The following is a 25,868-nucleotide window of genomic DNA, read 5'->3' as shown; positions in this document are numbered from 1 at the left end:
TTGAGGAGAACAACGATGATCTTCACCCAGGAACACGAAGAGCTGCGGCGCACGGTGCGCCATTTTGTCGACCGCGAGATCAATCCCCATGTCGAGGAATGGGAGAAAGCCGGGCGCTTTCCCATCCACGAGATTTTCCGCAAGGCCGGCGAGCTGGGGCTGCTGGGTATCTCCAAGCCGGAAAAATTCGGCGGCATGGGCCTGGACTACAGCTACTCCATCGTCGCCGCCGAGGAGTTCGGCACCATCCATTGCGGCGGCATTCCCATGTCCATTGGCGTGCAGACCGACATGTGCACCCCGGCCCTGGCGCGCTTCGGCTCCGATGAGCTGCGCGACGAATTCCTGCGCCCGGCCATCAGCGGCGAGCAGGTGGGCTGCATCGGCGTCTCCGAAGTCGGCGCCGGCTCCGATGTCGCCGGGCTCAAGACCCATGCGCGCAAGGACGGTGACGACTACGTGATCAACGGCAGCAAGATGTGGATCACCAACTCCCCCAGCGCCGATTTCATCTGTCTGCTGGCCAACACCTCGGACGACAAGCCCCACGTTAACAAGTCGCTGATCATGGTGCCGATGAACACCCCGGGCATCAGCCTCAGTTCGCACCTGGACAAGCTCGGCATGCGCAGCTCGGAAACCGCCCAGGTGTTCTTCGACAATGTGCGGGTGCCCCAGCGCAACCGCATCGGCCACGAAGGCGCGGGTTTCATGATGCAGATGCTGCAGTTCCAGGAGGAGCGGCTGTTCGGCGCGGCGAACATGATCAAGGGCCTGGAATACTGCGTCGACAGCACCATCGAATACTGCAGGGAGCGCCGCACCTTCGGCAGCCCGCTGATCGACAACCAGGTGATCCACTTCCGCCTGGCCGAACTGTCCACCGAGATCGAGTGCCTGCGGGCCCTGGTCTACCAGGCCACCGAGCAGTACGTGCGCGGCCAGGACGTGACCCGCCTGGCGTCCATGGCCAAGCTCAAGGCCGGGCGCCTGGGCCGCGAGGTCAGCGACAGCTGCCTGCAGTACTGGGGCGGCATGGGCTTCATGTGGGACAACCCGGTGGCCCGGGCCTATCGCGACGTGCGCCTGGTGTCGATCGGCGGTGGTGCCGACGAGATCATGCTGGGGATCATCTGCAAACTCATGGGCATCCTGCCGGGGAAAAAGAAATGAGCCCGCTTCCTGCCTGCCAGACGCTGTTGCTGGAGTCGCGCAACGGCGTGCTGTTCATCCGCCTCAACCGCCCGGAAAGCCGCAACGCCATGAGCCTGCAGATGGTCGCCGAACTGCGCACGGTGATGGTCGCGATCCGTGATCGGCGCAGCGTCCGCGCCCTGGTCCTGCGTGGCGCTGGCGAGCACTTCTGCGCCGGCGGCGACCTCAAGGACATGGCCGGCGCCCGAGCCCACGGCAGCAGCGCCTACCGGGACTTGAACCGGGCCTTCGGCGCCCTGCTGGAAGAGGCGCAACAGCTGCCTCAGGTGCTGGTCTGCGTGCTGCAAGGCGCGGTGCTGGGAGGCGGCTTCGGCCTGGCCTGTGTCAGCGACATCGCCATCACCGAGCAATCGGCGCAGTTCGGCATGCCGGAAACCAGCCTGGGCCTGCTGCCGGCCCAGATTGCCCCGTTCGTGGTGCAGCGCATCGGCCTGACCCAGGCCCGGCGCCTGACCCTGACCGCCGCCCGCTTCGACGGTACCGAGGCCCAGCGCCTGGGGCTGGTGCACTTTGTCGAGCCCGATGCCCAGGCCCTGCAGGCACGCCTTGAGCAGCAACTGGCCCAGGTGCTGCGCTGCGCTCCCGGGGCCAATGCGGCGACCAAGGCCCTGCTGCTGGCCAGTGTCGAGCAGCCCCGGGGCCCGTTGCTGGACCAGGCCGCCAGCGACTTCGCCAACGCAGTCATGGGCGAAGAAGGCGTCGAGGGCACCCTGGCCTTCGTGCAGAAACGCCAACCGGCCTGGGCCGGTTGAGCGCCTGGTAGACGCCGGTTCGCCGGCGAATGCCCCACCCACCGATTCCCGGGAGCCTGTATGCCCCTCTTCAACAAGATCCTGATCGCCAATCGCGGCGAAATCGCCTGCCGCATCCAGCGCACCGCCCAGGCCCTGGGCTATCGCACCGTGGCCGTGTACAGCGACGCCGACGCCGAGGCCCTGCACGTGCACATGGCCGACGAAGCCCTGCACATCGGCCCATCCCCGGTGCAGCAGTCCTACCTCAACAGCGAGGCGATCCTCGACGCTGCCCGTCGCAGCGGCGCCGACGCCATCCACCCGGGCTATGGCTTCCTCTCGGAAAACCACCAATTCGCCGCCGCCTGCGCCGCCGCCGGCATCACCTTCATCGGCCCCAGCGCCGCCGCCATTGAGTTGATGGGCAGCAAGCGCCGCTCGAAAATCGCCATGCTCGAAGCCGGTGTGCCCTGTATCCAGGGCTATCAGGGCGAGGACCAGGCTGACGCGACCCTGCAGCGCGAGGCCCAGCGCATCGGTTACCCGCTGATGATCAAGGCCAGCGCTGGCGGTGGCGGGCGCGGCATGCGCCTGGTGCAGCGGCACGAGGATCTGCTGGAACAGATCCGCACTGCGCGCTCGGAAGCCCTGCACGCCTTCGGCAGCGACGAGCTGATTCTGGAACAGGCGCTGATCGAGCCCCGGCACGTGGAAATGCAAGTGTTCGGCGATCACCACGGTCATCTGATCTACCTGGGAGAGCGGGATTGCTCGATCCAGCGCCGCCATCAGAAAGTCATCGAGGAAGCCCCTTGCCCGGTGATGACCGAGGAACTGCGGCGGGCCATGGGCGAGGCGGCGCTCAAGGCCGGGCGCGCGGTGAACTATGTGGGGGCCGGCACCGTGGAGTTCCTGCTGGACGCAGGCGGCCGGTTCTATTTCCTGGAAATGAACACCCGCTTGCAGGTCGAGCATCCGGTGACCGAACTGGTGACCGGCCTGGATCTGGTGGCCCTGCAACTGCAAGTGGCCGCCGGCGAGCCGCTGCCCCTGAGCCAGGAGCAGGTGCAGCTCAAGGGACACGCCATCGAAGTGCGGCTGTACGCCGAGGACCCGGCGCAGAACTTCCTGCCGCAGACCGGCCAGATCCTGCGCTGGGAGCCGGCGCCGGGGCTGCGCACCGACCATGGTTTGCAGGAAGGCCAGTGGATAAGCCCGTTCTACGACCCGATGCTGGGCAAGCTGATCGCCCACGGCGCCACCCGCGAGGAAGCCCGGCGCAAGCTCTTGCGCGGAGTCGAAGACTGCGTGCTGCTGGGACTTGAGAGCAATCGCCGGCTGCTCGCCGGTCTGCTCCGGCATCCGCTGTTCGCCAGCGGCCGGTTCAGCACCGCGTTTATCGCCGAACACTTCGCGCAGGACCCGAGCCTGCAACCCCAGGTGCCCGGCAACGAGGAGCTGGCGATTGCCGCGGCACTGTTCTATCAGCACAGCGCCAGCCACCACGGCGCGGCCCTTCGCGCCTGGCGCAATCAGGCCGGTGTGCCGCTGCTCTATCGCCTGGGCCTGGGTGAGCAGCAGTGGTCGCTGCAACTGAGCGCCTCGGCAACCGGTCGGTTGCAGGTGCGGCAGGCGCAGGTGCTGCACGAGGTGAGAATCTGCACCGCCGATGGCCGCCGGGCCAGCCTGGAGGTCAATGGCATCCGGCGCCACTACGCCTACCGTCTGCAGGACGGCGAGCTGTGGCTGGGCAGCGCCAGCGCCAGCCTGCGCCTGCAGGACCTGAGCCATGCGCCGGTGCAGGGCCTGTCGGACGCCCATGGCGGCACCGTCAAGGCCCCCATGGACGGAGCCATCGTCGATGTGCAGGTCACCGAGGGCATGCGCGTCAGCAAGGGCCAACTGCTGCTGGTGCTGGAGGCGATGAAGATGGAACACCCGCTCAAGGCCGGAATCGATGGGGTGATCACCCGGCTTCAGGTCAACCTTGGGGATCAGGTGAAGAACCGGCAAATCCTTCTGGAGGTGCAAGCGCTCGGCAGCGCCCCGGAAATGGAGCACTAGGCGGATGCCGCAGCTTTGGCTACGCTCAAGCCTCATCAGGATGTTGAAGGCTGGAATTTGCGATGCCCCACTGGCTGGTAATAGATCTGGAAGCCACGACGGATGAAGGGGGCTGGCCGGTGAGCGAGATGGAAATCATCGAAATCGGCGCCACCCTGGTCAACCGCCAAGGCCGGGAACAAGACCACTTCCAGCGTTTCGTCCGCCCCTTGCGACGCCCTCGGCTGACGCCGTTCTGTCGCGAACTGACCCATATCACCCAGGCCAACATCGACAGCGCCGCGCCGCTGAGCGAGGTCTGGAACCTGTTCGAGCGCTGGCTGGGCCAGCATCGGCCGCGCCTGGAGGGCTGGGCCAGCTGGGGCGACTACGACCGCAAGCAGTTGCAGCTGGAATGGCACAACCAGCAGTTGCACAGCCTGTTGAATGAAGTGCCGCACATGAACCTCAAGCAGCGCTTCGCCAAGGCCCGGCGCCTGGAGCGCCCTCTGGGCCTGAATGCGGCCCTGCAACTGGCCGGCATGCAGTTCAACGGCCAACAGCATCGGGCCCTGGAAGATGCGCGCAATACCGCGCGCCTGTTGCCCCTGATTCTTCCTTGATGGCGGCAGGTGACGGCCCTTGAGGCCTTGTGCATACTGGCCAGCCTTTTTGACCCTTTCTTGAGGAATCGCCCATGTTTAAAGTCAACGAGTACTTCGACGGCACCGTCAAGTCGATTGCCTTCGGCACGGCCGAAGGCCCAGCCACCATTGGCGTCATGGCCCCGGGCGAATACGAGTTCGGTACGGCACAACGGGAAATCATGCACGTGGTGTCCGGCGCGCTGACCGTGCGCCTGCCCGACAGTGCCGATTGGGAAACCTTCCCTGCCGGCAGCCAGTTCAACGTACCGGCCAACAGCAAGTTCCAGCTGAAAGTCGCGGTGGACACCGCTTATCTGTGCGAGTACCGCGGCTGATCGAGCCGCTGCGGCTTTATCACCGATAAAAAATGCCCGTCTGCGCAACAGACGGGCATTTTTCTTGGGGCCGGCGAAAGGTTATTCCAGCACCGTGACCGGCATCCCCACCTGCAGACGACCCGGGCCGTCGTTGACCAGGTTCTGCCCGAACATCGCCCCGTCGGCCTGGGCCCGATACTTCTGCAAGGTCGCCAGGGGTTCGCGGTCGGCGCTGCGCTCGCCGGTCTGGGGGTCGATGGTGGTCAGGATGCAGCGCGAGCACGGCTTGACCACGCGAAACTCGAGGTCGCCAATCCGTATGCGCCGCCACTGGTCCTCGGCAAAGGCCTGGCTGCCCTCGATCACCAGATTGGGGCGAAAACGCAGCATCTCCAGAGGCCGCCCGACCCGGCTGGACAGATCGTCAAGGGACGCCTGGCCAATCAGCAACAGCGGAAAGCCGTCGGCAAACGCCACTTGATCATCGTCCCTGCCGTAGCCGGCGGCGGTGCTCCGCGCCCGTTCCAGCGGCACCTGCACCAGGCGGGTAGGCTTGCCGACGAACTCACTGACCCAGGCAGCCGCCTCATCCCCGGCATCGGGAACCCGCAGGCTGTCCTGCCAGATGGTCACCCCACGCAAGGCCGCCGCGGCATCGGGCAGGGGTACTTCAAGGCTGGCAAACCCGGCAGCACTGAGGGTCAGGCCGCCCTGGTCGTTGTACAAGGCCGAGAGTTGACTCATGCGCGCCACCGCACGCTGGGTGAGAAAACGCCCGTTGGCTTCATCCACCAGCATCCAGCGGCGATCCCCTTGCAGCCCGAGCTTGTCCAGGCCGATCTGTTGCAGGGTTTCGCCCCGGGCGGATTTCAACGGGTATCGATAAAGCGCGCTAAGACGCATGTCCAGCTCCCTGTGTGAGCAAAAAAGCTCACCCTATACCAGCGCTCAGAGCAAACAAAGGCACAGGGAGAGCGGCTGTCTACACCGGCCTGGGTTCAGGCGCTGACTTCGTCCAGCATCAGGCGCTGACGGACCACGTCCACCAGCTTGTCCGGCTGGAACTTGGAGAGGAAGTTGTCGCAACCGACCTTCTTGACCATCGATTCGTTGAAACTGCCGGACAAGGAGGTGTGCAGCACCACATACAGCCCACGCAGACGAGGGTCGTTGCGAATTTCGGTGGTCAGGCGGTAGCCGTCCATTTCCGGCATTTCCGCATCGGTGAACACCATCAGCAGTTTGTCGGTCATCTCGACCCCGGTATCGGCCCAGGCCTTGAGCATGTTCAGGGCCTTGAGGCCGTCACTGGCGATATGCATCTTCACCCCGAGCTGGCCGAGGGTATCGCGCAGCTGGGAGAGGGCCACATTGGAGTCGTCCACCAGCAGCACTTCACGACCGCGCGCGCGCTCCAGCACCGGATCTTCGAGTTTGTCCCGGGAAACCTTGGCATTGTAGGGGACGATTTCGGCCAGGACCTTTTCGACGTCGATGATCTCCACCAGTTGCTCGTCGACCTTGCTGATGGCCGTCAGATAGTGCTGGCGCCCGGCACTGGTAGGCGGCGGCATGATGGCTTCCCAGTTCATGTTGACGATGCGGTCCACCCCACCCACCAGGAACGCCTGCACCGAGCGGTTGTACTCGGTGACGATGATGGTGCTGTTGGGCCCCGGAACCAGCGGGCGCATGCCGATGGCCTGAGACAGGTCGATCACCGGCAGGGTCTGGCCGCGCAGGTTGACCACACCGCAGACAAACGGGTGACGCTGGGGCATCAGGGTCAGCTTGGGCAGTTGCAGGACTTCCTGAACCTTGAAGACGTTGATGGCGAACAACTGCCGACCGGCCAGGCGGAACATGAGGATTTCCAGGCGATTCTCACCCACCAGCTGTGTGCGTTGATCTACCGTGTCGAGAATGCCGGCCATTAATGACTCCTGGGCTTGTTCTGATGAATTCACTAAAGACAGATATCGGCGGGCTGCGCCGTATCTTGACCCACATGCAAATTGCCATATGAAAGCCATTGATGTCACATTAACATCATGCTTTACTGAGGCCGTCAATTCAGCAACACCAGTCTGCGACGACGCGACCTTAATCACGGCGTGAAGTTCCTGCGCCTAAGGGTTTCCCCTAGCAACAATCAGGACCATCCTGATATTCGCGATATCCAATAGCCATTAATGTGACGCCATTCTCATTGCATGAACGGAGTCAGGCTTTTGTTTGTGACCGCAGAAAGGTGGCCCAGCACCCTTTCAAGCCTAAACCCCCTCGCCCATCACGCCCCAGCGCCCATGCGCCGCATGGCTGTGGCCGGTATTTGGGCAGCGTTCGGAAACGATGAAAATCGCCTCTCGCAGGCGGCTGCAACCCCGGAAATAAAATCAGAATTATCCTATATACAATTTGAAAAAGCGCACCATACCTTAACCCCCTTCAGCCAGAGCCCTATCCCCTCATCGGACACGAAGTCATGGAGATAAGCATGCTAAAGGACAGCCACGAATGCGCCCCACCCCTGCCTGAGTTCCTGCTCGAAGCCCAGGCCCTGCTGGCCAAATCGGAAGATTGCCTGAGTCATCTGCACCTGATCAGAAACGACGAAGAGGCCATCAACTGCCTGCTCGCCAGCCTGCAGTCCCTGGCCCAGATCGCAGCGCGCCACGCCATCAGCCCGTTGGCCGAGTTCGCGCTGCATATCCATGGCGTGCTCAAACGCACCGTGCACCCGGTGGACCTCAACGACCCGATCCTCGATGCCTTGAGGAGCTGCCTGACCCTGATGGCCTGGCAATTGGAACTGGTCGACCCGCACAATGGCCAACTCAATCTGGACGACAGCGAACAGCTCATGCTGATCGGCGAACTGACCCAACAAGTGACACAGAACTGCACCTGCGCCTCCCCGTCCTGCAGCCATTGAAATTGCACTTGCGCCAAGCGATGGCCGATAAAGCCGCTATCTACGATCGCTAACACAGAACATCGATAGAACCCTGGGGCCCAAGGACAACTAATAGGTCGTTATTGAATATTTCATACTCAAGAACGACAGCATCGTTGCAAAAAAACCAACTAATGCCGGGCCCGGACTTACTGTTCCAATCCATATTTTCCCGCGCAAATTCAACGACAGTTCCTATTGGAGATTGGCTCTCCAAGGCCCGCAGACTAACTGGCACAAGCGTGCCTGAGCCCGATATTCCTGACTTTGAAGACATATATACCTGCGTGTATAAACGCGACCAACGGTATGTTCGGTGGTATTATGCGGCGCATAAACGGACCCAGATAATGGCACTTTGATTCCAATGTCGACAGTCACTACGCGGCTTCTGCAAAACCCACACCCTGCATTGATCGAAGCCGGCAATTCAAATAACACTGTTTCTCAAACAAGCCTCGTCATCCATACCTGACCGGGCACTTCGCAGCGAACATTCATTGGCTCCATCCGCTATGTACGCCAGCCTCAAGTCATTCTTCTCTTGGCCTCCTTCCCGTGATCATCTGCGCTGGTTCAGCCTGTTGCTGTGCTCCTGCTCAAGCCTGGGCAATGTGCTGATCTACAGCCTGGGCCGGCCCGTGCCCATGAGCCTGCTGGCAGTCAATATCGCGGCGCTGGCCTGCATCTGGATGCAATACGGCTATTCGCGAAAGTCCATCCGGTTCCAGCCTCAGGAACTGGCCGAGCGCCTGCTCAAGGTCAAGGAGAATGAACGCCACCGCCTGAGCCGGGAACTGCACGACGACATTGGCCAACTGCTGACCGCGGCCAAGTTGCAGACCGACTGGCTAAAGCGCCGTCTGCCGGACGACTTGCAGCAACCCTGCGCCGTGCTCGCCACCACCCTGGAAGAGACCCTGGCCAAGGTCCGCGACGTGTCCGCCATTCTCAACCCCCGGCAACTGACCAGCCTGGGCCTGGAGGCCAGCCTGCGCGCCCACCTGCTCAAGACCCTGGAAAACACCTCGGTGCACTGGAGCCTTGAATGCCACCAGCGCCTGACGGGAATTCCCGAGGAGATGGCGGTGGCGGCGTTTCGCATCACTCAGGAAGCCGTGACCAACATGCTGCGTCATGCCCGGGCCAAGAATCTGCTGGTGCGCGTACAGCGCTTGCCCGAAGGCCTCTCGCTGTTCATCAGCGACGACGGCCAGGGGTTCGCCCCGGCCAGCGATCCGGGCGCCCAGGGTCAGCGCGGCATGGCCGGGATGCAGGAACGAATCAGCCAGCTGGGCGGCCTGCTGAAAGTCACCAGCGAAGCCGACCAAGGCACCCAGATCGAAGCACTCTTTCCCTGGGCCCCCCGCACTCTGGAACGGGCCAGCACGAATAAGGTTTCCCATTGACCTGTAATTTACTCTTGGTGGATGACCACTCGCTCATCAGGGCTGGCGTGCGTGCCCTGGTCATGGACATTCCCGGATACGCGGTGATCGGCGAGGCCGACGACGGCGCGCACCTGCTGGAACTGGTCGAGCAACTGCGCCCGGACATCATCCTGCTGGACCTGTCGATGAAGCGCATCGGCGGCCTCGACGCCTTGCGCCGGCTCAAGGCGCTGCACCCGCAAAGCAAGGTCCTGATCCTGTCGATGCACACCGATCCGGCCTTGATCATGCAGGCCCTGGAGTCCGGCGCCCACGGCTACCTGCTCAAGGACACCACCGCCACCGAGCTGGAACATGCCCTGGAAGCCCTGCGCAACAACGAACGCTACCTGAGCCCGGCCATCGCTCACACAGTGATCACCCAGGCCCTGACCCGGGCCCAGAAACACACGCCGCAGCCGGTGGACAATCACAACCTGACCGCTCGCCAACTGGAGATCCTGCGGCTGATCGTGCGCGGCAAATCCACCCGGGAGATCGCCCTGGGCCTGGGGCTGAGCATCAAGACCGTGGAAACCCACCGTTCGCAGATCATGAAACGCCTGCAGATCTTCGACGTCGCCGGCCTGGTGCTGTTCGCCGTGCGCGAACACATCATCAGCCTCGACGACTGACCTAAGGCGTACCGCCGAGCAACGGCGAGTCCACCGGCAAATGCACCTGCAAGGCCGCCGGACGCGCGCTGAAGCGCAAGGTGTCGCCCTGCAGCGGCTCGCCATCGAGGTTGATGTCCAGCCCCCGTGAAGCCTTGATCTCGACCCAGGGCAGCCGCGCACGGACAAACATGTTGTCGATCCCCAGGCCGCCGGCAAGCAGGTTCTTCAACGTGCCCACCAGTTCCTGCGGGGCCGGCAGGATGCTGATATCCAGCAAACCGTCATCAGCCAGGGCACCCGGACACAGTTCATGCCCGCCCCCCGCCTGACGGCCATTGCCAATGCCCAGGGCCAGGAGTTCGCCGCGCCAGTGGAAATCCGGCCCCTGCAACTCGCCATAGGCCGCGCTCAGCTCGGCAAAGCGCGACAGCCCGGTAAACAGATAAGCCGCGCCGCCGAGTACCTTCTTCAGGTCTTCCGAAGTGTTGGCAGTCACCTGACTGCCGAAACCGCCGGTGGCCATGTTGAGGAATATCTGCCCGCCCACCTCCCCCAGATCCACCGCCCGGGGGGCAACCTCCAGCAGCTCCAGGGCGGCAGCCGGCTCCAGCGGCACCCCGGCGGCCCGGGCAAAGTCATTGGCCGTGCCCAGTGGCAACAACACCAGGCTGGCCGGATTCGGCGCATTGGCCAGGGCCTCGGCGATGTCACGCAAAGTGCCATCACCGCCCCCGGCAATCAGCCGCGTGTGGCCGGCGGCCAGCCCTTCATGCACCAGGCGCCGGGCATCCCCCGCCTCCCAGGTCAGCCGCACCGACAACGCCCAGCCCTGGGCCCGCTTGGCCTCGACCGCCGCGCGGACCTCATCGTTGAGGGCCTGTTTGCCGTGCAGTATCAGCAGTGCCTTGCGCTCACTCATCAGCCATGACTCCGATTATTGAATCCTTGAAGGATGTTGACCCCGGGCCATGCGAAAAAAGTCTGTCCCGTCGATTAATTTTTACCTGCCGCGGATCTGTCCGGGCGGCCCGCTCCGGATCAGGCTGAGTCAGCTGTCGCCCCTTCAGCACCTGCAGCCACTTCCCCCTGGCCGGGCGCAAACCAATGGCCGAGCGACCTCAAGCGACCGCCTGGAACAATCGCCCAACCTCTGGAATTCGCTGCGCGCCACAGCGAAAACCGATCAATCCGCTTTGATCTGCGCATCCGCTGGCGCACCATGGCGCCCATCATCATGTTCCGCGAGACCCACTGAGTGAGCACTCTCATTCCCTGCATCATTGCTGGCGGCGCCGGCGCCCGCCTGTGGCCGGTATCCCGCGAGGCCGCGCCCAAACCCTTCATGCGCCTGCCCGACGGCGACAGCCTGCTGCAGAAGACCTTCGCCCGCGCTGCCGCCCTCAAGGGCGTCGAACGGCTGCTGACGGTGACCAACCGCGAGGTGTTCTTCCGCACCCTGGACGACTATCGCCCGCTGAACCAGGCGCGGATCGAGCTGGACTTCATCCTCGAACCCTTTGGTCGCAACACCGCGCCGGCCATCGCCGCCGCGGCGCTGCACGTCAGCCAGCGCTACGGCGCTGATGCACAACTGCTGGTACTGCCCGCCGACCACCTGATCAAGGATGTCGCGGCATTCGCCGCCGCGGTGGACAGCGCCCGGCCACTGGCCGAACAAGGCTGGCTGGTGACCTTCGGCCTGGTGCCCACCCATGGGGAAACCGGCTTCGGCTATATCGAGAAAGGTCAGGCTCTGGACGACCACAGCTTCCAGGTCAGGCGCTTTGTCGAGAAACCCGATGCCGCCACCGCCCAGCGCTACGTCGAGGGCGGCCAGCACCTGTGGAACGGCGGCATGTTCTGCATGCGTGCCGACGCGATTCTTCAGGAGCTGCGGGAGTTCGTGCCGCAGGTGCTCAGCGCCGTCGAGCACTGCCTGGAGCAGAGCTACCGCAAGGAAGGCCCCCACGAGTTGCAAGTGGAGCTGGAGAGCGACAGCTTCGCCCAGGCGCCGGACATCTCCATCGACTACGCGGTGATGGAACGCTCGGAGAAAGTCGCCGTGGTGCCCTGCCAGCTCGGCTGGAGCGATATCGGCTCCTGGCAGGCGGTGCGCGAGCTGATCCCGGCGGACGAACAGGGCAACCAGTGCACCGGTGACACCGTGCTGCACGAAGTCAGCAATTGCTACATCGATTCGCGCCAGCGCCTGGTGGGCGCAGTCGGCCTGGACAACCTGATCATCGTCGACACCCCGGACGCGCTGCTGATCGCCGATGGCAAGCGCAGCCAGGACGTCAAACTGATCGCCCAGGAGCTCAAGCGCCTGGGCCACGATGCCTACCGGCTGCACCGCACCGTGAACCGCCCCTGGGGCGCCTACACCGTGCTCGAGGAAGGGCCGCGCTTCAAGATCAAGCGCATCGAGGTCAAGCCCGGTGCCTCACTGTCCCTGCAGATGCATCACCACCGCAGCGAGCACTGGATCGTGGTCAGCGGCATGGCCCGGGTGACCAACGGAGAAGACGAACTCCTGCTCGACACCAATGAATCGACCTTTATCAAACCCGGGCGCCCCCACAGGTTGAGCAATCCCGGGGTCATCGACCTGGTCATGATTGAAGTGCAGAGCGGCGAATACCTGGGCGAAGACGACATCGTGCGCTTCAACGACCTGTATGGCCGGGCCCCGATCGCCCCCGGCACTCGCTGAAACCGCGTCGAGCCCATGAGTCTAGCGCAACAGCCCCGAGGACCTGAAAAAAGGTGCAGGACTTAAAGTAAATTTTCTGACTGCAGAATGAGAATTGCCTGAATTGACCCTGTCGGGCCAATCAGTGACTGTGCATGCCAGGCGCTGACGCCTCATACAGGGAAGTGAATCGTCATGAACGACAAGGGGTTTTATTCACGGGGGCATTCACCCCTGACCCGCATCAAGGACAGCTCCTGGCTGACGGGGCACCCGTCACCGGAGTTCGATCTGCCGCTCTCCTGCGAGGCGCAAGCGCCTCATTCCAGGCTGCTGTCGATACTCAAGCGCGTGGGCTGGCTGACGCTGGCGGCCTCGATAATGGCGGGGCTGGTGGCTTGGGGTTTCCACAGCCGCTTCGGCCTGCTGCTGTTGCTCCTGCTGCGCTGAACCGCGAGGCGCGGGCCCGACACCGAACCGGGCCCGCCCTCGATCAATCCAGCACCTCGCTCAACGGAATGAAGCTGACCCAATCGCCCTCTTCCAGGGTCCGGCCTTCTTGCACTTCCACCAGACCTTCCGCCCAGGCCGCGCTGCGCAACACCCCCGAGCTCTGGTTGCGATAGATGATCGCTCGCCCGTTCTCCAGGCGCCCGCGCAGGTACTCGCGACGATTGCCCGGTTGGGGCCAGACAAAACCGGCAGGCACCTGGAAGCGCAATGGCTGCACCTGCTGCACACCCTGGCGCCGCAGCAGGTACGGCCGCGCCAGCAGGGCAAAGGTCACCAGGGTGGAAGCCGGGTTGCCCGGCAGACCGATCACCGGCACACCGCGAAAATGGCCGACGGTCAGGGGCTTGCCGGGTTTGATCGCCAGCTTCCACAGCGTCAGTTCGCCGGCTTCGCGCAGGGCCATACCGAGAAAGTCCGCCTCCCCCACCGACACCCCGCCGGTGGAGAGGATCAGATCGACCTCGCCCAACTCCGCCAGGCGCTGGCGGGTCGCGGGCAGGTCATCGGGCAGGATGCCCGCGTCCAGCACTTCGCAGCCCAGGCGCTGCAACCAACTGCACAGCAGTACCCGGTTGCTGTTGTAGATCTGCCCGGGGCCCAGGGCCTGGCCCGGCTCCACCAACTCGTCACCGGTGGACAGCACCGCCACCCGGACCCGCCGCACCACGACCAGTTCGGCACATCCCAGGGAAGCCGCCAGCCCTTGCTCGATCGGCCCCAAGCGTGTGCCAGCTGCGAGCACCTGCTCGCCCACCGTGGTTTCCTGCCCCTGGGGACGGATGTTCTGGCCGATCTTCAAGGCTTGGTTGAACAGCACCCGCTGATCGTCCTGAACCTGGACGTTTTCCTGCATCTCAACGCAATCCGCCCCGGCCGGCACTGGCGCGCCGGTAAAAATCCGCGCGCAGGTTCCCGGTTGCAACGGCTCGGGGGACTGTCCGGCGAAGATCCGCTGGCTGACCGGCAAGGGCTCGCCCTTCCAGTCCTCCAGGCGCAAGGCGTAGCCGTCCATGGCGCTGTTGGGCCAGGGCGGCAGGTCCAGGCTGGAGATCAGCGCCTCGGCCAGCACCCGGCCCTGAGTGGCCGCCAGGGGCAATGATTCGCGCTCGACAATCGGCGCCGCCGCGGCCATGGCCAGCAAACGCTCCAGCGCCTCCTCAACCGGCATCAAGGCGCCGAGCTTGCCCGGCTTACCCACGGGATTCACAAGCCGCCGCCTGTTTCAGATGGGGAACGAAATTGCACGGCCGGTGGCGTGCATCCAGTTGCTCGGCGAGGATTCCATCCCAGCCGGTGCGCACCGCATTGGTGGAGCCCGGCAGGCAGCACACCAGGGTGCCGTTGGCCAGCCCGGCCAGCGCGCGGGACTGCACGGTGGAGGTGCCGATATCGGCCACCGAAATCTGCCGGAACAGTTCACCGAAACCGTCGACCTGCTTGTCCAGCAGGCAGGCCACCGCTTCCGGGGTACTGTCGCGACCGGTAAAGCCGGTACCGCCGGTGATCAGCACCACCTGCACCTGTTCGTCGGCGATCCAGGTGGCGACCTGGGCGCGGATCTTGTACAGATCGTCCTTGAGCAACACCCGTGCGGCCAGACGATGACCCGCGGCGCCCAGACGCTCGACGAAGACCTGTCCGGAAGTGTCGGTTTCCAGGGTGCGTGTATCACTGACGGTCAACACCGCAATGTTCAGGGGAACAAAAGGTACATCAGCCTTGGCTTTCATAGGCTCGATCCTGAGGTAAGAGAAACAGCCCGGTGTTATATCACAGCGCTCCGATCCGCCGCCCCTGGCGGCCGGCAATCCCCTGGGACGGTCCTGCGCAGGCCGCCAGGAGCAGGCATCCGCCTGCGCGGCCAGCCACGCGACACTAGTCAAGATAACTCGCTGAACGCCTACGATCTGTCTGACAACGTGGCAGAATGCACCTGGCCAAGGAACTTGCAGACGCACCATACGTCTGAAGACCAGCACTCAAAAGTACTCATTTCGGAGACACACAATGACTCATCGGACCCTCGCCACTTTCATGCTCGCACTGGGCCTGGCCACGCTCGCCGGTTGCGCTTCGCCATCAGTGATCACCTTGAATGACGGTCGCGAAATCCAGGCCGTCGACACCCCCCAATACGACAAGGACTCGGGTTTCTACGAGTTCGAACAGCTGGACGGCAAGCGCACCCGCATCAACAAGGATCAGGTCCGCACCGTCAAGGAGCTGTAAGTCCGACGGCTAGCGATCTGCATGCAATAAAACCCGCCTGGTGCGGGTTTTATTGTTTCTGCGAAAGGGTTTTCACCACTGCAGGCGGATGCGGCTCTCGAACTCGCGTTCCTGTCCAGTCAGCGGATCGATGAAACGCAGCCCCTGGGCCAGCAGCTTCAGCGGCCTGGCATGATCGTCCTCGGCATCCTTGAGCACCTCGGGGTAGAACGGGTCGTTGCAAATCGCCGCCCCCAGCGCGCTCATGTGCACGCGCAACTGGTGCTTCTTGCCGGTCACCGGGTACAGCGCGTAACGCCACAGGTCGCCGTGCTTTTCCCTGACCTCAATGGCGGTTTCGGTGTTGCTTGCGCCCGCGCCTTCCTGCATGCGGAAAAAGGGCTCGCCGTCCACCAGGCGGCTCTTGTGCACCAGGGGAAAGCTCAGGTGCGGCAAGGCGCCGGCAATGGCCTCGTAGCGTTTCTCGATCCGCCGGGTGGGGAACAGCGCCTGATAGGCCGAACGACTGCCCGGATCGGCGGAAAACAGCACCAGCCCGGCGGTGTGCCGGTCGATGCGGTGCAAGGGCACCAGGTGCGGGTTGTCCAGGCGCCGGATCAGACGGCGCAGCAAGGTCTGCTCGACATACTCGCCCGCCGGGGTGACCGGGAGGAAATGCGGTTTGTCCGCCACCACCAGATGCTCGTCGGCGTAGAGGATGGTCTCCTGCACCGGGATCACCTTCTCGTCCGGCACCTCGCGGAAATAATGAATCCGCAGGCCTTCGCGATAGGCCAGGTCCACACTGATGGGCTGGCCCTGCCCGTCCAGCACCCGACCACGGGCGATGCGATCCAGCCATTGCTCGCGGCTGATGGCCTTGAAGTGATCGCACAGGCAGTCCAGCACCGTCGGCCAGGAGCCGGGGGGCAGGTACAAGGTGCTGGCTTGATGCTGTGCAGCAGAAAAACTCGCGGAGGACATGACAAAGCTCGAGGGTTCAATGCGAGGCGGCATTATCCAACAGCAGCCCCCGGGAAACCTAGGATCAGTTTGCCCGACCTCAAGCGCACGAATGCCGGGCCTGCGCGGCAGCCTCGGTGAACTCCTTGAGCCAGCGCAATACATCCACCGCCTCCCAGCGGCCTGGATCATAGAGGGCGTACAGCAGCCCCTGGTAACCCACCACATCCAGTTGCCGATGGTAACCGGCACGCTGGAACAGGGCCTCGATCTCGGCAAAGCAGGTATTGAAATGCAACTTGTTGAAGGGCGTCTTGCCTTCGGTGACCAGTCCGTCCAGGCGCAGCTCCAGCACCGCCTCCCGAACCACATCGGCAGACATGCCGTTCACGCTGTTTTTCAGTTGTTCGACATTGACCATCATGTATTCCTTTAACGATTCGAAGCGTGCGCCACATCCATCAGGGCTGCTTGCGCCCCACATAACTGACCACCCACAGCACCACGCCCCAGATCTCGATCGAGTCCGGGTCATCCAGCGCCATGGAGGGAATTGAAGGCCGCGCCGCCTTGAGCAACAGGCCGCCCCGAGGATCGGGCGCCAGCAGGCGCAGGGAGTATTCAGCCGTGCCCCGGGGCCTTACCACCAGGTACTGATCCACCACCGGAGTGGCCGAGCGATCGACGATCAACCGGTCTCCGGGGTAGATGCCGAACCCCAGCAGGTTGTCGTCATCCACCAGCAGGCCGTGGATCTGCGGAGCCCCCAGCCCCAGGGTCCGGTCAAGGGAAAAACCGTTGCCGATGGGCTCACTGGCCAGGGAGGCACAGTCACCGTCACCCTGCTCCAGGAAACGGGCTGGCAACGGCTGTGAGCGTTCGGAACCGGTCAGGAAAGTGAGAGACATGGCGAGACTCCTCGACAACTGTATATGCATACAGTAACCGAATCGACGGATCTCGCCAATGAATTCCGGGGACGGGCGACAGGCGGAAGTCGCGCCCCGGCTACCCGGGGGTCAGCGCAGGAACGCCACCACCTGTTCGGCATCGAAGGGCCAGCCCAGCTCGCCGCCATTGTCCACGCGGCGCAACACCGGAATGCGCAGGCCATAGGTTTCGAACAGCTCCTGACTCTCGGCGATATCCACCAGCTCGACCATCAGGCCGTGCTCCACCAGCGGCATCAACTCGGCCTCGGCCAGTTCGCACAAATGGCAACCAAGGGTGCCGAACAATTGGCATTCAGGGGGCATGACAGGGCAACCGTGTGAAGAACAGGTGCCTATTTTAGGCGCGAGCAGGCAAGCCGTCGACCCGCTCCTGGTCCTGGCTGACCCGGGATCCGTGCCCCTGCGTGGCTCTGCTCCGAGAATGCTGCGGCAGGCGGACAGCCCCCGGACAGGCAGATTCTGAGGCTCATGAATATGAAGCATTCTCGACAAAGAATGACGTGAGTCAGGGTGTTTTTTTGCCGTCCAGGCGATCCTCGCCGCTTTTTTGCCTCTAGGCTTTGCCCTGCCCGCCCCCTTGTCCGGAGATGCCCGTTGTTTGCCAATCTGCTGATCATTCTCGCCTCGTCACTGGTGGTCATCGCGCTGTTCCGGCGCCTGAGCCTGCCGCCGGTTCTAGGCTACCTGTCCGTCGGCCTGATGGTCGGGCCCACCGCTCTGGACTGGGTCAACGACAGTGAAGAATTGCCGGACCTGGCCGAACTGGGCGTGGTGTTCCTGCTGTTCTCCCTGGGCCTGGAATTCTCCCTGTCGAAGATGCTCGCCCTGCGCCATGTGGTGTTTGGCCTGGGCAGCCTGCAAGTGCTGTGCACCGGGCTGATCCTGGGGGGAGTACTGGCCTTGTTCGGCATGCCCCTGAGCGCGGCGCTGATGCTCGGCACCGGGCTGGCCCTGTCCTCCACCGCGATTGTCAGCAAGGAGCTGACCAGCCTCGGCGAGATCTTCAGCAGCCACGGGCAGAACGCCATCGGCGTGCTGCTGTTCCAGGACGTGGTGGCGGTGCTGTTGCTGACCCTGGTGCCGGTCTTCGCCGGCAACAGCGAGCACGCCTGGTACTGGGCCCTGCCGGCGACGCTGGGCAAGACCCTGGTGCTGTTCTTCGGCCTGCTGCTGGCCAGCCGCTGGCTGCTGCCGCGGCTGTTCCATGAAGTCGCCGCCTCCCACTCCGCCGAGCTCTTCGTGCTACTGGCCCTGGTGATCGTGCTGCTGACCGCCTGGCTCACCCACCTGCTCGGCCTGTCGCCGGCCCTGGGCGCCTTCCTCGCCGGCATGCTCCTGGGAGAAAGCCATTACCGGCACCAGATCGAAGCCGATATCCGCCCGTTCCGCGACATTCTGCTCGGACTGTTCTTCGTCAGCATCGGCATGCTCATCGACCTGCAACTGTTCATCGATCACAGCCTGCTGATCCTCGGCCTGACCCTGGCCCTGCTGCTGATCAAGGGCAGCGTGGTGGCGATCCTGCTCAAGCTGCGCGGCAGCGACGGCGAGACGGCCTGGCGCAGCGGCCTGGCCCTGGCCCAGGGCGGCGAATTCTGCTTCGCCCTGATGGCGCAGATGCAACTGACCCAGATGATCCCGTCCCACTTGAGCAGCCTGCTGCTGGCCGCCACCTTCAGCTCCATGCTGCTGACCCCACTGTTGCTGCGGGCCGCGCCGGTGATCACCGCGCGCCTGCACCGCAAGCCCAACCAGGCCGCCCAGCTGGAGGAGATCAGCGCGCAGAACGCCGAGCTGCAGGGCCATGTCGTGATCTGCGGCTATGGCCGGGTCGGCCAGTCCATCGGGCGTTTCCTGCGGCACGAGCACCTGCGTTTCATCGCCCTGGACGATGATCCGGTGCGGGTCCAGGAAGCCTCGGCGGCGGAGAGCTGCGTGCACTACGGCGATTGCCGCCGTGGTGACCTGCTGGCCGCGGTGGGCCTGGAGCGGGCCCGCCTGCTGGTGATTGCCGTGGACAAGACCGACATTGCCCTGGCGGTACTCAAGGCCGCGCGGCGCCTGGACCGCAATGTGCCGATCCTGGTGCGGACCCGGGACGACAGCCAGTTGGCCGAACTCAAGGCCGCCGGTGCCAACGAAGTGGTGCCCGAATTGCTGGAGTCGAGCCTGATGTTGGCCTCCCACGCACTGATCATGCTCGGCCTGCCGGAGCAGCGGGTGCAACGCAGCGTGGACGAAGTGCGCCATAGCCGCTATCGCCTGCTGCACGGTTTCTACCACGGCGCGCAAAGCACGACCCAGGACAATCACGAACCGCCGGCGGTGCAGATGCACGCGGTGAACCTGGACGCCGACGCCCACGCCTGCAACCGGCTGCTGCAAGAGCTCGGCCTGGAAGCCCTGGGGGTGGATGTGCAAGGCGTGCAACGCAACGGCAACGACCTGCCGCTGAACCCGGCACCGCGCCTGCAGGCCGGCGACCGGGTGCTGGTGTCCGGCTCCCAGGCCGCGATCGAGGCCTGCGAAGCCCGCTTGCAGGGCGGTTGAGGCCGCCCTGCAATGGCCCTGGGCGTGACGCCGCCAGGGCCGCGAGTGCCTCAGTCCTGACTCACCGCACCGATCTTGTGCAGCGACAGGTCGGCGCCGTAGTACTCCTGCTCCTGGGTCAGGCGCAGCCCGCAGGCGGCCTTGATCAGGCCATACACGGCAAAACCGCCCAGCAGCGCCACCAGCACCCCGAGGCCGGTGCCGAACACCTGACTGGCCAGGCTGACCCCGCCCAAGCCGCCCAACGCGCTCTGGCCGAAGATCCCGCAGGCAATCCCGCCCCACGCGCCACACAGGCCATGCAACGGCCAGACCCCGAGCACGTCGTCGATCTTCCAGCGGCTCTGGGCGGCGATGAAGCACCAGACGAACAAGGCCCCGGCAATCGCCCCGGTCACCAGGGCCCCTACCGGGTGCATCAGGTCAGAACCGGCGCAGATCGCCACCAGCCCGGCCAGTGGCCCGTTGTGCAGAAAGCCCGGGTCATTGCGCCCGACGATCAATGCCGCCACGGTGCCGCCGACCATGGCCATCAGCGAGTTCACCGCCACCAGGCCGCTGACCCCTTGCAAGGTCTGGGCGCTCATCACGTTGAAGCCGAACCAGCCGACAATCAGGATCCACGACCCCAAGGCCAGGAACGGAATGCTCGACGGCGCGAACGCCACCAGCTTGCCGTCGCGATAGCGTCCGTTGCGCGGCCCCAGCAACAGCACCGCCGCCAGCGCCAGCCAGCCGCCCATGGCGTGCACCACCACCGACCCGGCGAAATCATGGAACCCGGCGCCAAAGCGCTGTTGCAACCAGGCTTGCACGCCAAAATTGCCGTTCCACACCAGGCCCTCGAAAAACGGGTAGACGAAGGCCACGATCAGCACCGTGGCGCACAATTGCGGCACAAAACGCGCGCGCTCGGAGATGCCGCCGGAGATAATCGCCGGGATCGCCGCGGCGAAGGTCAGCAGAAAGAAGAACTTCACCAGGCCATAGCCGTGATCGGCGCTGATGACCGCGGCCGGTTGCAGGAAGCTCACGCCGTAGGAGATCCAATAGCCTATAAAGAAATAGGCCAGGGTCGAGACGGCGAAGTCACTGAGGATCTTCGACAGCGCATTGACCTGATTTTTCAGGCGCACGGTGCCCACCTCAAGGAAGGCAAAACCGGCGTGCATGGCCAGGACCATGACCGCCCCGATCAGGATGAACAGGGTGTTGGAACCGTGGACCAGGGTGTCCACAGCGCTTTGCAGATTTTCCATGGAGTAGGCAGATCCGAAATCGGCCATCATCTCCCGCACCCTGCAGCCGACCTTGCACCAAGTTGGCTCCCCGGGTGCGCGATCCGCGCTGTCGGTGAACCGTTTTGGCGCGCCAGGCAGCGGACGCAAGACCACGGAAAGCAGATTGACCTTGAGGTTGTGATTTTTCGGCCAGGGTTTACGCGGGCTAGCGCGCCACCCTCGCTCGTTTTCGGCGCAAGCCCGACGTCTTGCGCACCAGGACAAAGCAAAAGCTGTACCAGGCAATTACAGTGAACCTTCACTCAGGGCTCACACTCATAGCTCACACACGCAATCAACGGAGAAACAACCATGGCCAGCAAAACGGCGAAGACGGCTCAAGAAGTACTGATGGCGGATTTTCAGGCACTGGTCAGTGACACGGAGCGTCTGCTGGAACACACCGCGACCCTGGCTGGCGACCAGGCTGACGAACTGCGCGAACAGATCCACGAAAGCCTGCTCAAGGCCCGGGAAACCCTGCAACTGACCGAGGAATCCCTGCGCCAGCGCGGCCAGGCCGCCGTCACCGCCGCCGAGGACTACGTGCAGAGCAACCCTTGGCAGTCGGTCGGGATCGCCGCCGGCGTGGGCTTTCTGATCGGCCTGCTGGCGACGCGGCGCTGATATGGCTATCGGCGAATCCACTTCGTCCGGCAGCGGTCCAAGCGCGTCCTCCCGGCGTCTGGGAGCCGCGGTTCTGGGCCTGCTGCACAGCCACGTAGAACTGTTCGGCATCGAGTTGCAGGAGCAGAAGGCCCGCACCGTCAGCCTGCTGCTGTTCGCCGGGCTGGCCCTGGTGTTCGCCCTGCTGTTGCTGGTGGGGCTGTCGGCGCTGGTGCTGATCCTGTTGTGGGACAGCTATCGCCTGGCCGGCATCATCGGTCTGTGCGTGTTCTATGCCCTGGCGGCGCTGTTCTGCGGCCTGCGCCTGAAAGCGGCGATCTTCGATGAATCCTCGCCCTTCCACGCCACGCTCGAAGAGCTGGCCAACGATCGGGAGCGCCTGCTGCCATGAACTTGCCCGACATTCCGCAGAACACCTCACGCCGGGAGATGCGCAAGGTACTGATTCGCCTGCGCATGGAAATGCACCGCCAGGAAATCCGCCACGAGTCCCAGCAACTGCTGCAACCCCTGCAACGGGTGCGTGGCCTGGGACAAAGCTGGCAGGAAGGCTTTGGCATCAAGCACGCACCACTCTGGGGCGTGGCGGTAGTGACCCTGCTGGGGTTCCTCACCGGCAAGGGTGCCAAGAGCGGCGGCACCGGCGGCCTCACGCGCCTGGTTCGTCTGGGCACCAGCCTGCTGCCGCTGATCCGGCTGGCGCTGCAAGGCACTTCGCGCAAGCCCTGATCGCCCCTGCGCAACCGACCTGTCACTGGCGGTTCCACATCTGGCTGCATTCTTGCTATGCAACCCCGATCGGCCCCTTAACCAAGGGGCCGACTCCTGCCTGTGCACCCGGCAGCCAAGACTTCCTAACCACAAGAATCTTATAAGGAGGCTCTGTGATCGACGGGCAACCGCTCGCCTGCTTCCAGCCGTTCATCGATACCGCCACCGGGCGGATCGCCGGGGTCGAGGCCCTGGGCCGCCTGCGCCAGAGCAATGGCCAGCTGACGTCGGTGGGACCGCTGTTCGCCGATCCGCGTACCCCTTCCAGCGCTTTGCGGCGCCTTGACCGCCAGGTCCGCGACGACGCCCTGCGGCGCCTGCACGAGGCCCCGGCGGACTGGTTCCTGAGCCTGAACATCTCCCCGCGCTGGATCAGCCGGCTCAGGCCCGGGCAGGCCCTGCCGAGCCTTAGGCAGATCCAGCACAACGCCGTCGACCCACGGCGCATCGTCTTCGAAATCACCGAGCTGGGGGGCAACAGCCAGCGTCTGAGCGAAGTGGTGGCGCGCTACCGCCAGGCCGGGGCGCGGATCGCCATCGACGACTTCGGCGCTGGCTACTCGCAACTGGACCGGGTGCTGGCCCTGCAACCGGACATCCTCAAGCTCGACATGCGCCTGTTCCAGGCCGCCGCCCGCGGCGGCCCCAGCAGCGACGTGGTCAAGGCCCTGGCCCTGATGGCGGAAAAGACCGGCTGCTGGATCATCGCCGAAGGGGTGGAAACCGAGGCCGAGCTGGATTTCGCCCTGGAGTGCGGCTCGCGCTATGTCCAGGGTTTTCTGTTTGCCCGGGCCCAGGAACAGCTGTTCGCCAGTGATGCCTTCGTCCAGCCCTTCGCCCGCCTGCGCGAGCGCTATGTGCGGCACAAGCTGGCTGAACGCAATCGCCTGATGCACATGCGCCTGCAACTGGCGGAACTGATGCACCTGCTGCAGGCCTGGGCCCAAGCCCAGGCACCCATCAGCCAGTTGCCCGAGGTCACGGCCTTTCCCTGGCTGCTGCGCTTCTACCAGTGCGATCGCCACGGCACCCAACTGACCCCGAACCTGGAATGGCGCCACAACCATTGGCAGGCCGACAGCAGCTACGTCGGCCACAACTGGTCCTGGCGGCCGTACTTCTATCACCTGCTGGCCGAAGGCTGGGAGGAACGGCGCCTGACCCTGTCCAGCACCTACCGCGACGCCACCAGCAACCAGTACTGCCTGACCGCCGGCCAGTTCTTCGACAACGGCCAGCGCCTGCTGCTGATCGACATCGACGCCGCCGGCTTGTAGCCCCGCGCAGCGACACGATGGGTGCACGGGCTGCGGGCCCTTTCGCCGGCAAGCCGGCTCCTACAGCTGGGGGCGCAGGCCAGACCATTTTCGTGTAGGAGCTGGCTTGCCAGCGAAAGCGTCGGCCAGGTTGATACATGAGCGCAGGCCATGCGCCTCTTGCGGCGGCGCCCGGGAACCCGGAAGCTCTGCCCTTCAGTTTTTTTTCGGAGAGACCCCGCCTTGGATTGGCAGACCCTGCTCAACCGCGAACGCCTCGGAAAGCCAGTGCACAGCCCGGAAGAACTCGGCCGTAGCCCTTTCCATAAAGACCATGACCGCATCATCTTCTCCGGCGCATTCCGCCGCCTGGGACGCAAGACCCAGGTGCACCCGGTGTCCAGCAACGACCATATCCACACCCGCCTGACCCACTCCCTGGAAGTCAGCTGCGTCGGTCGCTCCCTGGGCATGCGCGTCGGCGAGACGCTGCGCGACGCCCTGCCCGACTGGTGCGAACCCAGCGACCTGGGGATGATCGTGCAGTCGGCCTGCCTGGCCCATGACATCGGCAACCCGCCCTTCGGCCATTCCGGCGAAGACGCCATCCGCCACTGGTTCCAGCAGGCCGCCGGGCGTGGCTGGCTGGACGCGATGAGCGAGGCCGAACGCCAGGACTTCCTCAATTTCGAAGGCAATGCCCAGGGTTTCCGGGTCCTCACCCAGCTCGAATATCACCAGTTCGACGGCGGCACCCGGCTCACCTACGCCACCCTTGGCACCTACCTCAAGTACCCCTGGACCGCGCGCCATGCCGACTCCCTGGGCTACAAGAAGCACAAGTTCGGCTGCTACCAGAGCGAATTGCCGCTGCTGGAGCAGATCGCCCACAAGCTCGGCCTGCCACAACTGGAAGACCAGCGCTGGGCCCGGCATCCGCTGGTGTACCTGATGGAAGCCGCGGACGACATCTGCTACGCCCTGATCGACCTGGAAGACGGGCTGGAGATGGACCTCTTGGAGTACGCCGAAGTCGAGTCCCTGCTGTTGGGACTGGTGGGCGACGACCTGCCGGAAACCTATCGCCAGCTGGGCCCGGGGGATTCGCGCCGGCGGCGCCTGGCGATCCTGCGGGGCAAGGCCATCGAGCACCTGACCAACGCCGCCGCCCGGGCCTTTGTCGAACAGCAGGACGCCCTGCTGGCCGGCACCCTGCACGGCGATCTGGTGGAGCACATGCATGGCCCGGCCAAGCGTTGCGTGCTCAATGCCAAGGACGTGGCACGGCGCAAGATCTTCCAGGACAAGCGCAAGACCCTGCACGAGATCGGCGCCTACACCACCCTGGAGATCCTGCTGAACTCGTTCTGCGGCGCGGCACTGGAGCAGCACGGCGGCAAGACGCCGTCGTTCAAGAACCGGCGGATCCTCGATCTGCTGGGCAACAACGCGCCGGATCCGAACTGGCCGCTGCACACCTCGTTCCTGCGCATGATCGATTTCATCGCCGGCATGACCGACAGCTACGCCAGTGAAATGGCCCGGGAAATGACCGGACGCTCAAGTCCGCAATGACCCTCGCACATCAAGTGCCTGGCGGCCGCGCCAGGCACTTGATATGACCGGCAACATTCAATCGACAACTAAGGGATTCCCCTAGCCCGGCCGGCGCAACAGCGGCCGACAAACTCCGGATATGCGCCAATACAGGGGGAAAAACACTCGGCATTACGGGCATGTCATTCAAGAGTCCGACTCTAAGGCATTCCCCGAGCAACATGACTTCAATTAACGAACAACAAGACTAGAGCAACTACTCAGGTAGAAAGAGCAACTAGCCGTAAACACTCGGTGTGCGGCGCGCAGATATTGCGCTGCTTTCACACATTCCAACACCTGTTCTTGATTCAACCAAACATCCTACCTTTGCAGATTCTCAGCAATTGCCTGAACCCCTTGCCAATCAAGGCCGCCAGGATTTTTTTGTTAGCCTTCTATGCATTTACAATTTACGTACAAATCGAGTTTTTAGTTTCGGATAGTCTCGATTTCAACAAGATATTTCCCCGCTGACCGCCCCCGGAAAAATTAGTTTC

General features: G+C 64.0%; 27 protein-coding genes. 17 read left to right on the top strand and 10 right to left on the bottom strand.

Annotation, left to right across the window (positions count from 1 at the left end; translation table 11 throughout):
- The first annotated feature begins 15 nt into the window (after positions 1-15).
- The 5 genes from atuD (at position 16) to ACMGG8_RS13580 (ending at position 4,974) form a co-directional block, all read left to right on the top strand.
- Positions 16-1,173 carry a citronellyl-CoA dehydrogenase gene (gene atuD / locus ACMGG8_RS13600; protein ID WP_060840374.1) on the top strand — a complete coding sequence of 386 codons (1,158 nt, stop codon included), beginning with the start codon at positions 16-18 and terminating at the stop codon, positions 1,171-1,173.
- Positions 1,170-1,967: an enoyl-CoA hydratase/isomerase family protein gene (locus tag ACMGG8_RS13595; protein ID WP_414159709.1), complete on the top strand. Its 798-nt coding sequence runs from the start codon at positions 1,170-1,172 to the stop codon at positions 1,965-1,967. The genes atuD and ACMGG8_RS13595 overlap by 4 nt, the downstream gene beginning before the upstream one ends.
- Positions 1,968-2,027: 60 nt before the next feature.
- Entirely contained in the window at positions 2,028-4,013 is a 1,986-nt protein-coding gene (locus tag ACMGG8_RS13590) for an acetyl/propionyl/methylcrotonyl-CoA carboxylase subunit alpha (RefSeq protein WP_414159708.1), read from the top strand.
- Positions 4,014-4,075: 62 nt separating this feature from the next.
- Positions 4,076-4,615, top strand: a complete 540-nt coding sequence (locus ACMGG8_RS13585) for an exonuclease domain-containing protein (protein ID WP_047305507.1) — start codon at positions 4,076-4,078, stop codon at positions 4,613-4,615.
- Positions 4,616-4,689: 74 nt separating this feature from the next.
- On the top strand, positions 4,690-4,974 hold the full coding sequence (locus ACMGG8_RS13580) for a pyrimidine/purine nucleoside phosphorylase (RefSeq protein WP_011062476.1): 285 nt from the start codon (positions 4,690-4,692) through the stop codon (positions 4,972-4,974).
- 81 nt (positions 4,975-5,055) lie between these two features.
- Here ACMGG8_RS13580 and ACMGG8_RS13575 read toward each other — a convergent pair whose 3' ends face one another.
- A complete protein-coding gene (locus tag ACMGG8_RS13575) occupies positions 5,056-5,859 on the bottom strand; it encodes an MOSC domain-containing protein (RefSeq protein WP_060844263.1) in 804 nt (267 codons plus the stop codon).
- 95 nt (positions 5,860-5,954) lie between these two features.
- Positions 5,955-6,890: a chemotaxis protein CheV gene (locus ACMGG8_RS13570; RefSeq protein WP_060840378.1), complete on the bottom strand. Its 936-nt coding sequence runs from the start codon at positions 6,888-6,890 to the stop codon at positions 5,955-5,957.
- Between the two features lie 563 nt (positions 6,891-7,453).
- Here ACMGG8_RS13570 and ACMGG8_RS13565 point away from each other — a divergent pair.
- From ACMGG8_RS13565 to ACMGG8_RS13555, 3 genes are all read left to right on the top strand, one after another.
- Complete coding sequence (locus ACMGG8_RS13565) at positions 7,454-7,891, top strand: hypothetical protein (RefSeq protein ID WP_060840379.1); 438 nt, start codon at positions 7,454-7,456, stop codon at positions 7,889-7,891.
- Between the two features lie 536 nt (positions 7,892-8,427).
- A complete protein-coding gene (locus ACMGG8_RS13560) occupies positions 8,428-9,321 on the top strand; it encodes a sensor histidine kinase (RefSeq protein ID WP_060840380.1) in 894 nt (297 codons plus the stop codon).
- Positions 9,318-9,977: a response regulator transcription factor gene (locus ACMGG8_RS13555; protein WP_060840381.1), complete on the top strand. Its 660-nt coding sequence runs from the start codon at positions 9,318-9,320 to the stop codon at positions 9,975-9,977. The genes ACMGG8_RS13560 and ACMGG8_RS13555 overlap by 4 nt, the downstream gene beginning before the upstream one ends.
- A 1-nt stretch (position 9,978) precedes the next feature.
- On the opposite strand, the gene yegS is transcribed toward ACMGG8_RS13555, so the two are convergent.
- A complete protein-coding gene (yegS, locus tag ACMGG8_RS13550) occupies positions 9,979-10,878 on the bottom strand; it encodes a lipid kinase YegS (protein ID WP_060840382.1) in 900 nt (299 codons plus the stop codon).
- A 336-nt stretch (positions 10,879-11,214) separates the two neighbouring features.
- Between yegS and ACMGG8_RS13545 the strand changes: the two genes are divergently transcribed.
- Positions 11,215-12,672: a mannose-1-phosphate guanylyltransferase/mannose-6-phosphate isomerase gene (locus ACMGG8_RS13545; protein WP_414159707.1), complete on the top strand. Its 1,458-nt coding sequence runs from the start codon at positions 11,215-11,217 to the stop codon at positions 12,670-12,672.
- A 174-nt stretch (positions 12,673-12,846) separates the two neighbouring features.
- The gene (locus tag ACMGG8_RS13540) at positions 12,847-13,101 is read left to right on the top strand and encodes a hypothetical protein (protein ID WP_414159706.1); all 255 of its coding nucleotides are present in this window, start codon (positions 12,847-12,849) and stop codon (positions 13,099-13,101) included.
- 43 nt (positions 13,102-13,144) lie between these two features.
- Here the strand turns inward: ACMGG8_RS13540 and glp are convergent, their stop codons facing one another.
- Together glp and moaB are read right to left on the bottom strand one after the other, a co-directional pair.
- Positions 13,145-14,332 (bottom strand): gephyrin-like molybdotransferase Glp, encoded by a 1,188-nt coding sequence (glp, locus tag ACMGG8_RS13535; protein WP_414159937.1) that lies wholly within the window; start codon positions 14,330-14,332, stop codon positions 13,145-13,147.
- A gap of 22 nt (positions 14,333-14,354) precedes the next feature.
- Positions 14,355-14,894, bottom strand: a complete 540-nt coding sequence (moaB, locus tag ACMGG8_RS13530) for a molybdenum cofactor biosynthesis protein B (protein ID WP_060840386.1) — start codon at positions 14,892-14,894, stop codon at positions 14,355-14,357.
- Positions 14,895-15,171: 277 nt separating this feature from the next.
- On the opposite strand from moaB, the gene ACMGG8_RS13525 reads away from it, so the two are divergent.
- Positions 15,172-15,393, top strand: coding sequence for a YgdI/YgdR family lipoprotein (locus tag ACMGG8_RS13525; protein ID WP_060840387.1), 222 nt, complete (start codon positions 15,172-15,174; stop codon positions 15,391-15,393).
- Positions 15,394-15,465: 72 nt separating this feature from the next.
- On the opposite strand, the gene ACMGG8_RS13520 is transcribed toward ACMGG8_RS13525, so the two are convergent.
- The 4 genes from ACMGG8_RS13520 to ACMGG8_RS13505 form a co-directional block, all read right to left on the bottom strand.
- Positions 15,466-16,356, bottom strand: a complete 891-nt coding sequence (locus tag ACMGG8_RS13520) for a pseudouridine synthase (protein WP_060844269.1) — start codon at positions 16,354-16,356, stop codon at positions 15,466-15,468.
- A gap of 79 nt (positions 16,357-16,435) precedes the next feature.
- Positions 16,436-16,756, bottom strand: coding sequence for a hypothetical protein (locus ACMGG8_RS13515; protein ID WP_060840389.1), 321 nt, complete (start codon positions 16,754-16,756; stop codon positions 16,436-16,438).
- Between the two features lie 40 nt (positions 16,757-16,796).
- Positions 16,797-17,243, bottom strand: coding sequence for a S24 family peptidase (locus ACMGG8_RS13510; RefSeq protein ID WP_414159705.1), 447 nt, complete (start codon positions 17,241-17,243; stop codon positions 16,797-16,799).
- A 111-nt stretch (positions 17,244-17,354) separates the two neighbouring features.
- Complete coding sequence (locus tag ACMGG8_RS13505; protein ID WP_060840391.1) at positions 17,355-17,591, bottom strand: glutaredoxin family protein; 237 nt, start codon at positions 17,589-17,591, stop codon at positions 17,355-17,357.
- A gap of 291 nt (positions 17,592-17,882) precedes the next feature.
- On the opposite strand from ACMGG8_RS13505, the gene ACMGG8_RS13500 reads away from it, so the two are divergent.
- Positions 17,883-19,838 (top strand): monovalent cation:proton antiporter family protein, encoded by a 1,956-nt coding sequence (locus tag ACMGG8_RS13500; protein WP_060840392.1) that lies wholly within the window; start codon positions 17,883-17,885, stop codon positions 19,836-19,838.
- A 50-nt stretch (positions 19,839-19,888) separates the two neighbouring features.
- Here the strand turns inward: ACMGG8_RS13500 and ACMGG8_RS13495 are convergent, their stop codons facing one another.
- Positions 19,889-21,097, bottom strand: a complete 1,209-nt coding sequence (locus ACMGG8_RS13495) for an ammonium transporter (protein ID WP_414159704.1) — start codon at positions 21,095-21,097, stop codon at positions 19,889-19,891.
- Between the two features lie 333 nt (positions 21,098-21,430).
- On the opposite strand from ACMGG8_RS13495, the gene ACMGG8_RS13490 reads away from it, so the two are divergent.
- The 5 genes from ACMGG8_RS13490 (at position 21,431) to ACMGG8_RS13470 (ending at position 25,347) form a co-directional block, all read left to right on the top strand.
- A complete protein-coding gene (locus ACMGG8_RS13490) occupies positions 21,431-21,745 on the top strand; it encodes a DUF883 family protein (protein WP_060840393.1) in 315 nt (104 codons plus the stop codon).
- A 1-nt stretch (position 21,746) separates the two neighbouring features.
- On the top strand, positions 21,747-22,136 hold the full coding sequence (locus ACMGG8_RS13485) for a phage holin family protein (protein ID WP_016965309.1): 390 nt from the start codon (positions 21,747-21,749) through the stop codon (positions 22,134-22,136).
- Positions 22,133-22,474 (top strand): hypothetical protein, encoded by a 342-nt coding sequence (locus ACMGG8_RS13480; protein ID WP_060840395.1) that lies wholly within the window; start codon positions 22,133-22,135, stop codon positions 22,472-22,474. The genes ACMGG8_RS13485 and ACMGG8_RS13480 overlap by 4 nt, the downstream gene beginning before the upstream one ends.
- A 155-nt stretch (positions 22,475-22,629) precedes the next feature.
- Positions 22,630-23,793, top strand: a complete 1,164-nt coding sequence (locus ACMGG8_RS13475; protein ID WP_060840396.1) for an EAL domain-containing protein — start codon at positions 22,630-22,632, stop codon at positions 23,791-23,793.
- 222 nt (positions 23,794-24,015) lie between these two features.
- Positions 24,016-25,347, top strand: coding sequence for a deoxyguanosinetriphosphate triphosphohydrolase (locus ACMGG8_RS13470; RefSeq protein WP_060840397.1), 1,332 nt, complete (start codon positions 24,016-24,018; stop codon positions 25,345-25,347).
- Positions 25,348-25,868: the final 521 nt, after the last annotated feature.

The sequence above is a fragment of the Pseudomonas sp. BNK-45 genome (assembly GCF_047456255.1).
GTDB lineage: Bacteria > Pseudomonadota > Gammaproteobacteria > Pseudomonadales > Pseudomonadaceae > Aquipseudomonas.
This window is presented reverse-complemented; position numbering and strand designations above follow the sequence as displayed.